13 protein-coding genes and 1 riboswitch are annotated in these 15395 nt (G+C 59.9%); of the genes, 10 read left to right on the plus strand and 3 right to left on the minus strand.

Annotated features, from left to right (window positions below):
- Nucleotides 1-12: 12 nt before the first annotated feature.
- From H8F22_RS06920 to H8F22_RS06930, 3 genes are all read right to left on the minus strand, one after another.
- A complete protein-coding gene (locus H8F22_RS06920) occupies nucleotides 13-1218 on the minus strand; it encodes a glycosyltransferase family 4 protein (protein WP_194939875.1) in 1206 nt (401 codons plus the stop codon).
- A gap of 253 nt (nucleotides 1219-1471) precedes the next feature.
- Nucleotides 1472-1924, minus strand: coding sequence for a hypothetical protein (locus H8F22_RS06925; protein WP_081744009.1), 453 nt, complete (start codon nucleotides 1922-1924; stop codon nucleotides 1472-1474).
- Between the two features lie 167 nt (nucleotides 1925-2091).
- A complete protein-coding gene (locus H8F22_RS06930) occupies nucleotides 2092-2325 on the minus strand; it encodes a hypothetical protein (RefSeq protein ID WP_059181471.1) in 234 nt (77 codons plus the stop codon).
- Nucleotides 2326-2608: 283 nt separating this feature from the next.
- Nucleotides 2609-2709: riboswitch (guanidine-I (ykkC/yxkD leader) on the plus strand.
- 61 nt (nucleotides 2710-2770) lie between these two features.
- Here H8F22_RS06930 and H8F22_RS06935 point away from each other — a divergent pair.
- The 10 genes from H8F22_RS06935 to H8F22_RS06980 all read left to right on the plus strand — a co-directional run bounded on the left by H8F22_RS06935 (nucleotide 2771) and on the right by H8F22_RS06980 (nucleotide 15208).
- Nucleotides 2771-3838: a putative urea ABC transporter substrate-binding protein gene (locus H8F22_RS06935; RefSeq protein ID WP_027925555.1), complete on the plus strand. Its 1068-nt coding sequence runs from the start codon at nucleotides 2771-2773 to the stop codon at nucleotides 3836-3838.
- Nucleotides 3839-3854: 16 nt separating this feature from the next.
- On the plus strand, nucleotides 3855-4670 hold the full coding sequence (locus tag H8F22_RS06940; protein WP_027925556.1) for an ABC transporter permease: 816 nt from the start codon (nucleotides 3855-3857) through the stop codon (nucleotides 4668-4670).
- Complete coding sequence (locus tag H8F22_RS06945) at nucleotides 4667-5455, plus strand: ABC transporter ATP-binding protein (RefSeq protein ID WP_027925557.1); 789 nt, start codon at nucleotides 4667-4669, stop codon at nucleotides 5453-5455. The genes H8F22_RS06940 and H8F22_RS06945 overlap by 4 nt, the downstream gene beginning before the upstream one ends.
- Nucleotides 5456-5467: 12 nt before the next feature.
- On the plus strand, nucleotides 5468-6193 hold the full coding sequence (locus H8F22_RS06950; RefSeq protein WP_027925558.1) for an urea amidolyase associated protein UAAP1: 726 nt from the start codon (nucleotides 5468-5470) through the stop codon (nucleotides 6191-6193).
- Between the two features lie 11 nt (nucleotides 6194-6204).
- On the plus strand, nucleotides 6205-6846 hold the full coding sequence (locus tag H8F22_RS06955; protein ID WP_027925559.1) for an urea amidolyase associated protein UAAP2: 642 nt from the start codon (nucleotides 6205-6207) through the stop codon (nucleotides 6844-6846).
- A gap of 303 nt (nucleotides 6847-7149) precedes the next feature.
- Nucleotides 7150-10779, plus strand: a complete 3630-nt coding sequence (gene uca / locus H8F22_RS06960) for an urea carboxylase (RefSeq protein ID WP_194939876.1) — start codon at nucleotides 7150-7152, stop codon at nucleotides 10777-10779.
- 25 nt (nucleotides 10780-10804) lie between these two features.
- Nucleotides 10805-12583, plus strand: a complete 1779-nt coding sequence (atzF, locus tag H8F22_RS06965) for an allophanate hydrolase (protein WP_194939877.1) — start codon at nucleotides 10805-10807, stop codon at nucleotides 12581-12583.
- A gap of 189 nt (nucleotides 12584-12772) precedes the next feature.
- The gene (locus H8F22_RS06970) at nucleotides 12773-14260 is read left to right on the plus strand and encodes a sensor domain-containing diguanylate cyclase (RefSeq protein WP_027925562.1); all 1488 of its coding nucleotides are present in this window, start codon (nucleotides 12773-12775) and stop codon (nucleotides 14258-14260) included.
- Nucleotides 14261-14263: 3 nt separating this feature from the next.
- Nucleotides 14264-14458, plus strand: coding sequence for a cysteine-rich CWC family protein (locus tag H8F22_RS06975; RefSeq protein WP_027925563.1), 195 nt, complete (start codon nucleotides 14264-14266; stop codon nucleotides 14456-14458).
- Between the two features lie 57 nt (nucleotides 14459-14515).
- On the plus strand, nucleotides 14516-15208 hold the full coding sequence (locus H8F22_RS06980) for a pseudouridine synthase (RefSeq protein ID WP_027925564.1): 693 nt from the start codon (nucleotides 14516-14518) through the stop codon (nucleotides 15206-15208).
- Nucleotides 15209-15395: the final 187 nt, after the last annotated feature.

The raw sequence follows: 15395 nt of genomic DNA on the forward strand, positions 1-15395 counted from the left end.
TGATAAATCAGCCTATTGAATTACCCGATCAAAAATATCGAAATAGCCTTGCACTCCGTATTTCAGATCAAATCTGCTCGCTGTCGATTTCGCATTTTCTCTCATAAAACTGAAATCATCAGCGTTTTGCAAAACCCTGCATACTTCTCCAGCTATCGCCTCAGCGTCAAAAAAATCGACTAACATCCCATTGACGCCATCAACGACAACCTCTTCAACTGGAGCGGTATTTGAACCTATGACAACACACCCAGACGCCATCGCCTCCAACAATGACCAAGACAAAACAAAGGGATAAGTCAAATAAACATGCGCTTTTGAAACCTCCAAAATGGCCCTATAAGCTTTATAAGGTAACCGTCCCGTAAAATGTATTCTGGAAAGATCCAGATCCAACTCAGCGACCAATTTACTACGCCAACTCTCAAACCCTTTCGGCAAACGCCCATAGCTGACTTCATCACCTCCCACGATTACAATTTGGGCATCCGGGCACTCGGCCTGAATATAAGGAATAGATCTCATAAAACTATGAAAGCCACGATAAGGCTCAAGATTTCTGGCGACATAGGTAACGATTGGCTGCCCGGTCTCCAGCACATACCCGCTATTTAACTGCACAGAGGAAACCGGCACATACTCGGTTACTTGCAGAGGTACTCCCTCATGAATTACGTGAATTTTAGAATGGTACGCTCGAGGAAACAGACTCCGTTGCCAGTGGGTTGGCGCAATTCCAATATCACATTGCTCAAGATTCAACAAATGCATCGAATTAAGCGGACGAAGGCTTGAAGAAGTATCTGGGGTAGACGGAAATTCCGGATCAAAATCGACATCCGTACCTTTCGGATGATAATAATACTCACACAAATGAATAAGAGGGACGTCGGGATACACATCCTTGATGAACAGCGTTTCACCCCATCCCGGATGAGCAAGTATCACGCCAGGGCAATAACCGTCTTGTTTAAGACCAAGTAATATTCGACGTACTTGTTGCCCATCAACTATTGCGTCTTCATATTTATGTAAAAACGGGTGCGTACAACCTGATACTTTTCTTACCGGCCGATATCTGAATAATTTTATTCCTGGCAAGCCTGGAGAAGTAGTTCGTCCAATGGCAGTAACCCTAACGCCTGCTCGATTCAACGCCGCCGACGCAACGTGTCGAAATTGACCTGGAAAGTTTTGATGAATAATCAGTAAATTCATGATTCAGGTTCTTTCATGTGCACCCCGATTTAATTGAATTTTTTCGAACATCAATACGAATGCACAAACGCTAACAAACGTTCAGAAATAAAAATGTAGGAGGGTTCCGAGAACGTCCGAGGAGATGGAGCAAAGCGAGTGAATTTCGAATTGATCAGGCAGTGCCCTCATTTTTTTCTCCCTACGAGCTTTTTCTGAGGAAAAAAAAACGGCGCTTGACGCGCCGCTTTCTCGAAAAAGTGTCTTGTGATGCCTACCGGTGGCCACCCCGGCCATCGTGATCGCCATGACCATTGTGGTCACCGCGTCCACCGTGGTTGTTGTTGCGTCCGCCACCCCCCCGGTAGTCATTATTCCAGCCGCCTCGGTTATGCCCGTCCCACCCTTGGTTCTGATGGCCCCGGTAATCGCCTCGGGACTGGTAATAACGCGGGGCCGGTTGATACACCCTTGGCTGATAGTAATAGCGCGGCGTTGGCTGGTAATACCGCGCGGGCGGTGAGTAGTACCGGGGCGGTGGTGAGTAATAACCCCCGCCACCGGAATAGTAGGAACTGCCACCGGCGTAATAGGTGGGCGCTGGCGAGGTATAGACCTCGGAACCGTAGTAGCTGTCTCCTCCATCGGAATAGGGCACGCAAGCACCCAGGGACAATCCGGACAGAGCAATCAGAAGAATTCGGCTGAGCTGTTTTCGACAGTTCATGGCGGCCTCCTGGACCGCGAGTGAGCCACACCAGCGACGCTGGCGAGCGACAGTCAATTATTCGGTGACTGTCGAAAGATCAGACATCGATTTCGAAATCTGGTGCGTTCTTGAAACACATTGAAACATCTGGCCGATGAAAGGTTTTTCATCTATTCACACGCTGATTAATGGTGCCAGCGGTGATATCCACCGCCGTAATAACGCGGCCCGTGACCACCGTAATAACGGTAGCGATAGCCCCCGTAATACCGTGGGCTGTAATAGCCACCGTAGTAATAGGGCGAGTAATAACCGGGGTAGTAATAAGGTGCGGTGTACACGTCGTCGTAGCCTGCGTAGTAGTAGCAGCCAGACAACCCCACACCCAGCAACGCACAGAACACCATTCGACGCAGCATGACGGCCTCCGAAAAGACCCGGGACAGCAGCCGGCAACGGTCGGCTGACATAGCGTTTGACTGGAAAACCAGCGTCGAGTGCTGCACCACGAACACCTTCAGATCAGCGGCCCACCCGTCCCATTGCGGTGCAGCCGCGCACCATCAAAAGGCAACGCGCCTGCCCTTCCGGCGCCCATCCGCGCATCATCCCCCGCGTTAGAGCGCTCGCGTCGACTTGGCACGCCTCTCGCTTTAGCAACTGTGTGCAGGAGTTCATCACAGGTTCGCGGCACCACAATTTGCAATGGCTGACTAGGGTTCCGGCTCGCTTGTGCGAGTGGCTGGTCCGAGAGTTGGCGACCTCCAGTTGAGGTTACACGGCGGGACAAAAGCCCGGGAGACAAGCCACCGTTCGCGGTGCCGCGTTGACTCCTGCCCGCCCCTGATCAACTGGAGAACCACCATGTCCCAGCTTCGTTTACCCGCCCTGCTCGCCGCTGCGTTCGCAGTCTTCGTGAGTTTCTCGTCCCAGGCCGCCCAGAAAGACCACTTCAGCGTTTGCTGGACGATTTATGCCGGCTGGATGCCATGGGAATACGCCGGCAGCCAAGGCATCGTCGACAAATGGGCGAAGAAGTACGGCATCAAGATTGACGTGGTGCAGCTCAACGACTACGTCGAATCGATCAATCAATACACCGCCGGCCAGTTCGACGGTTGCACCATGACCAACATGGACGCGCTGACCATTCCGGCCGCTGGCGGCGTCGACAGCACCGCGCTGATCGTCAGCGACTTCTCCAACGGCAACGACGGTATTGTGCTCAAGGGTGATGGCAAGAAAATCACCGACCTCAAGGGCATGGACGTCAACCTCGTGGAGCTCTCGGTTTCCCACTACTTGCTGGCCCGCGCGCTGGATTCGGTCGACCTCACCGAGAAGGACCTGAAAGTGGTCAACACCTCCGACGCCGACATCTCGGCCGCCTTCAACACCGAGCAGGTCAACGCCGTCACTACCTGGAACCCGATGCTCTCGGACATCAAGGCCAAGCCTGACGTCACCGAAGTGTTCAACTCCAGCCAGATCCCCGGCGAGATCATGGACATGATGGTGGTCAACAGCGCCACTCTCAAAGACAACCCGGCCTTGGGCAAAGCGCTGACCGGCGCCTGGTTCGAAGTGGTCGAGTTGATGAACGCGAAAAACGCCGCCAGCAAAGCCGCGCTTGAACACATGGCCAAGGCCTCCGGCACCGACCTGCCGGGTTTCCAGGCGCAACTGGACACCACCAAATTGTTCGCCACGCCTAAAGAGGCGCTGGACTTCTCCACCAGCAAGCAACTGCCGGAAACCATGCGCAAAGTCGCCGAGTTCTCGTTCCAGCACGGCTTGCTCGGCGAAGGCGCCAAGGACACCAGCGCGGTCGGCATGGCATTCGCCAACGGTGTGACCAGCGGTGACAAGTCCAACCTCAAGCTGCGCTTCGACCCGACTTACGTGCAGATGGCTGCTGACGCCCAGCTGTAATCACGAGGAGCTGGCCATGCGCCTGATCAATCGCCACCCGGATCGCCCGAGTCGCCTGCTGTTGGTGATCCTGCCGTTCGCCCTGGTGCTGTTCGCCTACTTCATGGGCTCGGCCGAGCGGCTGATGGATAACCCCAACGACAAGCTGCTGCCGAGCGCCGTGCAGATGACCGACGCGGTAAAGCGCCTGGCCTTCGTCGCCGACTCCCGTACCGGCGAATACCTGCTCTGGCAGGACAGCGCCTCAAGCCTGCGCCGCTTGGCCATCGGCCTCGGTATCAGCGCATTGGCAGGGTTGTGCCTGGGCATGGCGGCCGGGACGTTGCCGCTGTTCGGCGCGCCGCTGTCACCGTTGTTGACAGTTTTGTCGATGGTGCCGCCGCTGGCAATCCTGCCGATTCTGTTCATCGTGTTCGGCCTTGGGGAATTGTCAAAAGTGATGCTGATCGTGATCGGCATCACCCCGGCCCTGGCCCGTGATCTGGAACAGCGCGCACGGGAAATTCCGGTCGAGTTGCTGATCAAGGCCCAGACCCTCGGCGCCTCGACCTGGACCCTGATGCTGCGCGTGGTGCTGCCGCAGCTGTTGCCGCGTCTGCTGATCTCGTTGCGGCTGATGCTCGGCTCGGCATGGTTGTTCCTGATTGCCGCCGAAGCCATCGCCTCGACCGACGGCCTCGGCTACCGGATCTTCCTGGTGCGCCGTTACCTGGCCATGGACGTGATCCTGCCGTACGTGGTGTGGATCACCCTCCTCGCCTGGCTGATGGACTGGGGCCTGAAGCGCCTGACCCAACGTGCTTTCCCTTGGTATGAAGGAGCACGCGCATGAGCTTCATCACGGTAAAAAACGTCTGGCAACAATACGGCGATCAGGTGGTGCTCGAAGGCCTGAACCTGAACGTCAACGAGGGTGAGTTCTGCACACTGGTCGGCGCTTCCGGTTGCGGCAAATCGACCTTCCTGCGCTTGCTGCTTGGCCAGGAACGCGCCAGTCGCGGCGAGATCCTGCTCGATGGCCAAACCCTGGCAGGCGAACCGGATTCGAGCCGTGGCGTGGTGTTCCAGCGCTACTCGGTGTTTCCGCATTTGACCGTGCTGGACAACGTCGCCCTCGGTCTCGAATTGCCGCGCTCGCCCTTGATCGGACGCCTGTTCGGCAGCGCCAAGCGTGATGCGCGCGAACAGGCTTCGGTGTTGCTGCACAAAGTCGGCCTCGGCCACTCGCTGGACAAATACCCGGCGCAGCTGTCCGGCGGCATGCAGCAACGGCTGGCCATCGCCCAAGCGCTGATCATGAAACCTCGGGTGTTGCTGCTCGACGAACCCTTCGGCGCGCTCGATCCGGGTATCCGCAAAGACATGCACGCCTTGCTGCTGGAGCTGTGGCGCGAGACCCAACTGACGGTGTTCATGGTCACTCACGACCTGTCCGAAGGTTTCAGCCTCGGCACGCGTCTGCTGGTGTTCGACAAGGTTCGCATCGACCCGCACGCCCCCGGTGCCTATGGCGCGCGCATCACCTACGACATCCCTTTGAACAGCGACCGCCGCACCACCCGTGCCGCCGTCGACGCCCTGCCGATGCCCATGGCAGGCACGCTTCGTATCGCTTAGAGGAATCTGCACATGACTGATTCGACCCAACTGTTCACCCCCTTCGCCGAAGAATTACTGCCCGGTGGCGGCCATCGTTCGTTCGTGTTGAAGCGCGGCCAACTGCTGCGCCTGACCGACCTGCGCGGCGGTGCCAACGTCAGCCTGACGCTGCTCAATGCCAACGAAAAAACCGAACGCCTGAACCTGCCCGACAGCCTCAAATGCCAACACACCGCCAAGCTCACCCGTGGCCATTGCCTGTACTCGGACATGGGCCGCGTACTGGCCGCGATCACCGCCGACACCTGCGGCTGGAGCGACAGCCTCGGCGGTGTGCTCTGCGCTGAAGAAGTCGCGGAAAAATACGGCGCCGGCCGCTATCAGGAACTGCGCAACGGCTTCTTCCGCAACGGCACCGACAACCTGCTGGTCGAGCTCGGCAAGTGGGGGTTGGGCCTGTCGGACTTGTTGATGACCCTCAACCTGTTCAGCCGCGTCGACGTCGACGAAGCCGGGCGCTTCCACTTCGTCGAAGGCAATTCCCGGGCTGGCGATTACATCGAGTTGTACGCGCCGATGGACACACTGGTGGTGCTCACCGCACTGCAACACCCGATGGACCCCTCGCCCGACTACGCGCCAAAACCGCTGAAGCTCAGCTGGATGAACGCCGACGCCAGCGTCGCCGAACACTGCCGCACTTCGCGCCCGGAAAACGAGCGCGGCTTCATCAACACCGACCGTTTGTTCGCCTGAGGATCGCTGCCATGTCACTTGCTATCGCTACCGCTCACAAACAACCTGACACTGCGATCTACCGCGCAACCATCCCGGCCGGCGAACCGTGGCTGATGGAAGTCAAGGCCGGCCAGACCTTGCGCATCCTCGACCTGGAAGGCAATCAAGCCGTCGATACGCTGTTCTACAGCGTGGCCAATCCGAAAGAACGCTACGACGTGCAACGCACGCTGCGTCGGCAAAACAGCGTCTACCTGAGCACCGGCAGCGTCCTGTATTCGAACCTCGGCAAACCGATGCTGACCATCGTCGCCGACACCTGCGGCCGTCACGACACCCTCGGCGGCGCCTGCGCACAAGAGAGCAACACCGTGCGCTACGCCCTGGAAAAACGCTACATGCACAGCTGTCGCGACAACTACCTGCGCGCCTGCGTCCACGACGGGCGACTGGGCAAGGGAGACATCGGGCCGAACATCAACTTCTTCATGAACGTGCCAGTCACGGCGGACGGCGGCTTGACCTTTGCAGACGGCATTTCGGCGCCGGGCAAATACGTCGATCTGCGGGCCGAGATGGACGTGATCGTGCTGATCTCCAATTGCCCGCAATTGAATAACCCGTGCAACGCCTACAACCCGACACCTGCGGAGTTACTGGTATGGAACTGAAAATCGCGCGGTTGCGTAAATGGTTGTTCACCCTGTGCCAGGCCCGCTCCGGCCAGTGCCTCAAAAAGTAAAACCACCACTAAACCCTGTGGGAGCGGGCTTGCCCGCGATGACGGTACGTCTGCCACATCAATGTTGAATGTGCCGGCCCAATCGCGGGCAAGCCCGCTCCCACAGGTTCGGCGTTGTTCGCAAGAGAAGTGATTCTGCCGTCGGGGACGACCCTGGCGCCTATCGAAAAACTGCGGGACGGCCCGCATCCCAGGTCGAGGCTGATGCGCAATCGCCTCCGGGGGTTATGCCATGTTCGAAAAAGTCCTGATTGCCAACCGTGGCGCCATTGCCTGCCGCATCCTGCGCACCCTGCGTGATTTGCAGGTCAAAGGCGTCGCCGTGTACTCCGAAGCCGATGCCGCCAGCCTGCACATCCTGCAAGCCAATGAAGCCCACAGCCTCGGTGAAGGCGCGGCGGCCGGCACCTATCTGGCGGTCGACAAAATCCTCGCCATCGCCAAAGCCACCGGCGCCACGGCGATTCACCCCGGCTACGGTTTCCTTTCGGAAAACGCCGCGTTCGCCGAAGCCTGCGAAGCTGCCAACATCGCCTTCATCGGCCCGACGCCTGAACAGCTGCGCGTGTTCGGCCTCAAGCACACCGCCCGCGCCCTGGCCAAGCAACACGGCGTGCCAATGCTCGAAGGCACCGAACTGCTCGACAGCCTCGACGCCGCCCTGATCGCCGGCGAACAGGTCGGCTACCCGGTGATGCTCAAGAGCACTGCCGGCGGTGGCGGTATCGGCATGCGTGTGTGCCGCAGCGCGGCTGAACTGAGCGAATCCTTCGAGGCGGTGAAACGCCTCGGCCAGAACAACTTCAGCGATGCCGGCGTGTTCATCGAGAAGTACATCCAGCGCGCGCGGCACCTGGAAGTCCAGGTGTTCGGCGATGGTCGCGGCGAGGTGATTGCCCTCGGCGTGCGCGACTGCTCGGTACAACGGCGCAACCAGAAAGTCCTCGAAGAAACCCCGGCGCCTAACCTTCCGGAAGGCATGGCCGACGACCTGTGCGCAGCGGCCATCAAACTGGCGAAAGCGGTGAACTACCGCAGCGCCGGCACCGTGGAATTTGTCTTCGACAGCGAAGACCAGCGCTTCTACTTCCTTGAAGTGAACACCCGTTTGCAGGTGGAACACGGCGTTACCGAACAAGTCTGGGGCGTCGATCTGGTGCGCTGGATGGTCGAACTCGCGGCGGGTGATTTGCCGCCGCTGCGTGAGTTGAGCCAAGGGTTGAAAGCCGAAGGGCATGCGATTCAGGCACGACTGTATGCCGAAGATCCGGGGCGTGATTTCCAGCCAAGCCCGGGCTTGCTCACCGCCGTGAATTTCCCGGCCGCCAACGGCATCCAACTGCGCATCGACACCTGGGTCGAGGCCGGTTGCGAGATTCCGCCATACTTCGACCCGATGATCGCCAAGGTCATCAGTTGGGCGCCGACCCGCGAAGAAGCACGCGCCGATCTGCATCAGGCGTTGGGCGACAGCCTGCTCTATGGCGTGGAAACCAACCGCGATTATCTGCGGCAGATTTTGCTGGATGTGCCTTTCGCCAGCGGCCAGCCGTGGACGCGTTGCCTGGAAGGCCTGGTGTATCAGGCCAACACCTTTGAAGTGCTCAGCGCCGGCACGCAAACCAGCGTTCAGGACTATCCGGGGCGCCTCGGTTATTGGGCGGTGGGTGTACCACCGTCGGGTCCGATGGACAGTCGCGCGTTGCGTCTGGGCAATCTTTTGCTGGGCAACGAAGTAGGTGCCGCCGCGCTGGAAATCACCATGAGCGGACCGTTGCTGCGCTTCAATTGTGATGCGGTGGTGGCGGTGACTGGCGCGGTGATTCCACTGACGCTGAACGGTGAATCCGTCGCGATGAATACGACGCTGTTGATTCCGGCCGGCGCCACGTTGGGCCTCGGCACGATGGCCGGTGCGGGCGCGCGCAGCTATCTGTGCGTACGCGGTGGCTTGCAGGTGCCGGATTATCTGGGGAGCAAAAGCACCTTCACCCTCGGTCAGTTTGGCGGGCATGGCGGTCGTGCGTTGCGGGCGGGGGATGTGTTGCATGTGCCTGCTTTGCTCGACCGCAGCGCGGGTGCCGAACTGGCTGAAGTCGCTGAGATGTCTGCCGTACGACAAATTCGCGTGATCTACGGCCCGCATGGCGCGCCGGAATACTTCACTGAAAACTATATCGGCACATTCTTCTCGACCCAGTGGGAAGTGCATTTCAACTCCAGCCGGACCGGCGTGCGCCTGATCGGGCCGAAGCCGGAATGGGTGCGGGCCGACGGCGGTGAAGCGGGGCTGCATCCGTCGAACATTCATGACAATCCGTATGCCATCGGGGCGGTGGATTTTACCGGGGATATGCCGGTCATTCTGGGGCCGGACGGCCCGAGTCTGGGTGGGTTTGTGTGCCCGGTGACGGTGATCGAGGCGGACCTTTGGCAGCTGGGTCAATTGAAGGCCGGGGACAAAGTGCAATTCATCCCGGTCGATATCCAGACCGCCCGCACTCTCGCATTGAAATGGAACTCCCCCTGTGGGAGCTGGCTTGCCTGCGATGGGGCCAGGCCAGACACCGCATCGACTTCATCGCAGGCAAGCCAGCTCCCACAGGGAATTATGTCGCCTGTTGTATTGGATATCGGTCAGGGGGATACGCGGCTGGTTGCACGCCTTTCCGGGGATACTCACCTGCTGCTCGAAATCGGCGCGCCGGAGCTTGATCTTGTTTTGCGCTTCCGCGCCCACGCCCTCATGCAAGCCCTGGAAAGCAAACACCTGCATGGCGTGATCGACCTCACCCCAGGCATCCGTTCGCTGCAAGTGCACTACCAACCCGAGCAACTGCCGCTGGCCGACCTGCTCGGCATCGTCGCCGGTGAATGGGACGCCGTGTGCGCCGCCAAAGACCTGCAAGTGCCCTCGCGCATCGTGCATTTACCGCTGTCCTGGGACGACCCGGCCTGCCAGTTGGCCATCGAGAAATACATGACCACCGTGCGCAAGGACGCGCCGTGGTGCCCGAGCAATCTGGAGTTCATCCGTCGCATCAACGACCTGCCCAACCTCGACGAAGTGCAGCGCACGGTGTTCGACGCCAGCTACCTGGTGATGGGCCTGGGCGACGTCTACCTCGGCGCACCCGTCGCCACACCACTGGACCCGCGTCATCGTCTGGTGACCACCAAATACAACCCGGCCCGCACCTGGACCGCGGAAAACTCGGTGGGCATCGGTGGCGCCTACATGTGCGTCTACGGCATGGAAGGTCCCGGCGGTTATCAGTTTGTCGGGCGCACCTTGCAGATGTGGAACCGCTATCGCGAAGTCGCCGCGTTCGATGGCAAACCGTGGCTGCTGCGCTTCTTCGACCAGATCCGTTTCTACCCGGTGAGCGCCGATGAACTGCTGCGCATCCGCAAGGACTTCCCGCTCGGGCGTTTCGAGCTGAACATTGAGCACAGCCAGTTGAACCTGGCGGACTATCAGGCATTCCTGGCGAAAGAAGCCGAGACCATCGCTGCGTTTCGCGATCAGCAACAAGTCGCTTTTAACGCTGAACGCGAACGCTGGATCGCCAGCGGCCAAGCGCATTTCGACAGCGAAGAACTGGTCCCGGAGGCGACCGAAGAGGCCGCGCTCGCCAACGGTGAAATGAGCGTCGACAGCCACATCGCCGGCAACCTCTGGCAGGTTCAGGTGGAGACCGGCAGCCGCGTGGAAGCCGGCGACGTGCTGGTGATTCTGGAGTCGATGAAGATGGAAATTCCGCTGCTCGCGCCGACGGCTGGTGTGGTGCGTGAGATTCGTGTGCAGCCCGGTTCCGCCGTACGCGCCGGACAGCGCGTCGTGGTGCTGGAACTCGACTGAACCCATTTCGAAAAGGATTAACGCCATGAACATCAATCTGCAACTCGACGCCCTGCGTAGCACTTATCGCCTTGGCAACATCACGCCCCGTCAATTGCTGTCGGGTCTGCGCGACAAAGCCGCCGCGCTGAACCCGGACTATCACCTGTTCATCCACTTGCTCAGTGTCGAAGAACTGGAACCGTACCTCGCCGCCCTCGACGGCCGCGACATCGACAGCCTGCCGTTGTACGGCGTGCCGTTCGCGATCAAGGACAACATAGACCTGGCCGGTATTCCGACCACCGCCGCGTGTCCTGACTTTGCCTACGTGCCAGAGCAATCGGCGACCATCGTCGAGCAGTTGCTGGCGCTGGGGGCGATCCCGTTGGGCAAGACCAACCTTGATCAATTCGCCACCGGCCTCAACGGCAGCCGCTCACCGTATGGGGCATGCCCGAACAGCGTGTTGCCGGAGTATCCGTCAGGCGGCTCCAGCGCCGGGTCTTCGTTGGCGGTAGCGCTCGGCGTGGCGAGCTTTTCGTTGGGCACCGACACGGCGGGATCGGGGCGTGTGCCGGCGGGGTTGAACAATCTGGTGGGATTGAAAGCCACCAAAGGCTTGATCTCCACGGCGGGTGTGGTGCCGGCCTGTCGCACGCTCGATTGCGTGACGACCTTCACCGCGACCGCTCGCGAGGCCAGCCAGTTACTCGCGCTCACCGCCCACCTCGACCCGCGTGATGAATACAGCCGCCGCAATCCGCAGTGGAATGACGGCGCAGCATTCGGTACACCGCGCCCGTTCCGCTTCGGCGTGCCGCGCGCGCAGGACCTGGAATTTTTCGGTTGCCCCGAAGGCCCGCTGTTGTTTGGGGATGCCATCGACCGGCTCAAGGCGTTGGGCGGTGAAGCCGTCGAACTGGATATGTCGCCGTTTCTCGAAGCGGCCCGTTTGCTCTACGAAGGGCCGTGGGTGGCTGAACGCTACAGCGTCGCCGGGGAGTTGATGGAGCACAATCCGCAAGCGGTGCTGCCAGTGATTCGTGCGGTGCTGGCCAAGGCGCCAGCGGTGACCGGCGTACAAACTTTCCGCGCGCAGTATCGGCTGCAAGCGTTGAAAGCGTTGTGCGACAAGGCGCTGGAAGAACTCGACTGCGTGCTCACGCCGACCATCGGCCGCCCGGTGACACGGGCGCAGCTGGACGCCGAACCGGTGCTGCGCAATTCGGAACTGGGTTACTACACCAACTTCATGAACCTGCTCGACTACGCCGCCGTCGCGGTGCCTAGCAGCTTTATGGGCAATGGCCTGCCGTGGGGCGTGACACTGTTTGGCCGGGCGTTTACCGATCAGTATTTGCTGAGCGTGGCGGATGCTTTCCAGCGCCAGCAAGGTCTGACCACGGCGGCGCCAACGACGGCGGCGCGTAACGATCGGGCGCGGTTGGTGGTGTGTGGCGCGCACCTGGACGGCTTGGCGCTGAATTGGCAATTGAAGCGCCGTGGGGCGCGGTTGGTCGAGACGACGTTCAGTTCGCCGGACTATCAACTGTATGCCTTGGCCGGCGGCCCACCGTTTCGTCCGGGGATGGTGCGGGTGAAGGATGGCGGTGTGGCGATTGCGGTGGAGGTTTGGGAATTGCCGAGCAGCGAGTTGGGCTCGTTCCTGACCGGGATTCCGGCGCCGCTGGGGCTGGGCAAAGTGCAACTGGCGGATGGGCGTTGGGAGAGCGGGTTTATCTGCGAGGCGTATGGATTGGAAGGCGCAGTGGATATCAGCCACCTCGGTGGATGGCGCGCTTACCTGCAATCCCTGACCTAAACACCGTCCCCTTGTGGGAGTGAGCCTGCTCGCGATAGCGTCATAACATCCGACATAGATGTCGACTGACACACCGCCATCGCGAGCAGGCTCACGCCAACAAGGACCGTGTTCTGCGCACATAGAGCAGTTATTTCCCGGCAGTGCCATTAGAATGCCTGCCATCGGGTCTCTGCCAACGGAATCGTCATGCCGCTTCGCTCGCCGCTGTATTCGCAACGTTCGTTGGTCCTCACACTGATTGCGCTGCTGGGCGCAGGCTTCCTCGCCACGTCCTTCCTCAGTTACTACGCCTCGCGAGCGTCGATTCGCGACAACATCGTCAACACCGAACTGCCACTGACATCGGACACGGTCTACTCGGAAATCCAGAAAGACCTGGTCAGGCCCATCCTGATTTCCTCGATGATGTCCCGCGACACCTTCATGCGCGACTGGGTGGTCAACGGCGAGCACGAGCCGGAAAAAATGACCCGCTACCTCAACGAGGTCATGACCCATTACGGCGCCTACACCGCGTTTTTCGTCTCCAACAGCACCCTGACCTACTACCACGCCAAAGGCGTGCTCAAACAGATCAAGGCCAGCGAGCCCCGGGACACCTGGTACTTCCGTGTGCGCGACATGGCCGAGCCTTACGAAATCAATGTCGACCCGGACATGGCCAACAAGGACAACCTGACCTTCTTCATCAACTACAAGGTCTACGACTACGACGACCGTTTCATCGGCGCGGCGGGTGTCGGCCTGACCGTCGATGCAGTGATCAAGCTGATCGACAAGTATCAGCAGCGCTATCAGCGCAGCGTGTATTTCGTCGACAACTTCGGGCGCCTGGTGCTCACCGGCGCCGAGGGCGGCCCGCAAGGCGCAAAAATCGGGCAGAGTCTCGCTGAGCTCGACAGCATGAAAACCCTGGTCAGCCAACTGCCCAAACCCCACAGCGGCAGCTACGAATATTCCGTGCAGGGCCAGGGACATTTCCTCAACGTGCGGTTCATTCCGGAGCTGAACTGGTATCTGTTTGTCGACAAGCGCGAAGACGGTGCCCTCAGTGAAATCCGTCAGTCGCTGTACCTCAACCTGCTGATTTGCCTGCTCGTCACGCTGATTGTGCTAGCCCTGCTGAACCGGGTGATCAAGCGTTATCAGAACAAGATCCAGGCCCAGGCGACGCTCGACAGCCTGACCGAATTACCGAACCGTCGCGGCTTCGACCTGCTGGCCGCGCAAGCCATGCACGAAGCCCAGCGCGAGCCAAAACCGCTGACCGCATTGCTGCTGGACCTGGACCACTTCAAGGCATTAAACGACACCTACGGCCATCTGGCCGGCGATCAGGTGCTGATCGGCTTCGCCCGGGATCTGCAGAGTTGCCTGCGGCACGCTGACATCGTCTGCCGCTGGGGCGGTGAAGAATTCATCGTCTTGCTCAAGGACACCGACGGTGAGACCGGTCTGAAAGTCGCCGAGAAAATTCGCCAGCATGTGGAAACACAGCGTTATGCCTACAACGATCGGGCCTTGCAGCTGACCGTCAGTATCGGCTTGACCACCTTGCAGCCGGATGACACCTTGCACACCCTGCTCTCTCGCGCCGATCATGCGATGTACCGGGCCAAGCAATCCGGCCGTAATCGCACCTGCGTGGAAAAGTCTCACTCCAGCTATGAATAATCCATGAACAAGCCTGACTTCTGCCCGGCCTGCGGTGCGTCCAACGACTGCACCCTGGCCGATCCGAAAACCGCTGATCGCGCCTGTTGGTGCTATGGCGTCAGCATCGACCCGGCCGTGCTCGAAGCGCTGCCGCCGGAACTGCGCGATAAATCCTGCCTGTGCCCACGCTGCGCGCAGGTCGAGGCGCAGCTGTAAGCAAGCGCCCGGCCGATCACGTAAGATACGCGGCCCTTTTCCCACCGAACCCTTGCCATGCGCGTTGACCGTTTCCTCAGTAACCTGCCGCGCTTCAACCGTAAGCAGGTGCGTCTGTTGCTGGTGGAAAAGCGCGTGCGGATCGACGGCAGTATCGTCAGCGACCCACATGCCGAGGTGCTCGAGTTCAGCCGCGTCGAAGTCGATGACGAGGTCCTGCAAGCCGGCAAACCTGCGCGCTACTTCATGCTGCACAAGCCACCCGGCTGCGTCAGCGCCACCCGCGACCCCGAGCACGCGACGGTCCTGGACCTGATCCACGAACCGGACAAGGACGATTTACACATCGCCGGCCGCCTCGACTTCAACACCACCGGTCTGATGCTGATCACCAATGACGGCAGCTGGTCGCGACGCCTGACCCAACCGCAGACCAAACTGCCCAAGGTCTACTACGTCGAGACCGAGCAGGACATCGGCCCGGAATATGCGTTGAAGTTCACTGAAGGGCTGTACTTCGCCTTCGAAGACCTGACCACCCAGCCCGCCGGGCTGGAACTGCTGGGGCCGAAATCGGCGCGGCTGAGCATTGTCGAAGGCCGGTACCACCAGGTGAAGCGCATGTTCGGTCATTTCGACAACAAGGTCCTGCGCCTGCACCGCGAGCGCATGGGCCCGCTGGCGCTCGATAACGCGCTAAAACCGGGCGAGTACCGCGCATTGCGCACCGAAGAGATTCAATTGATCTAAGCAGGCGACCGCTCAGCAGAAGTTGTCGAACAATTTACCAATGACACTTGCGCGAAGACGTCACCCCTGCTTGAATCAGGTCGTCAGCCGAAATGTGACTGACGAGTCACAACATACTTCTAAGAAACTTTTTGTCGGTTAGAGAACCCTCAGGTTCCGCCTCAGACCGGCAGACTGCCCGCCAATA

This window comes from Pseudomonas mucoides (assembly GCF_015461845.1).
Lineage (GTDB): Bacteria > Pseudomonadota > Gammaproteobacteria > Pseudomonadales > Pseudomonadaceae > Aquipseudomonas > Aquipseudomonas mucoides.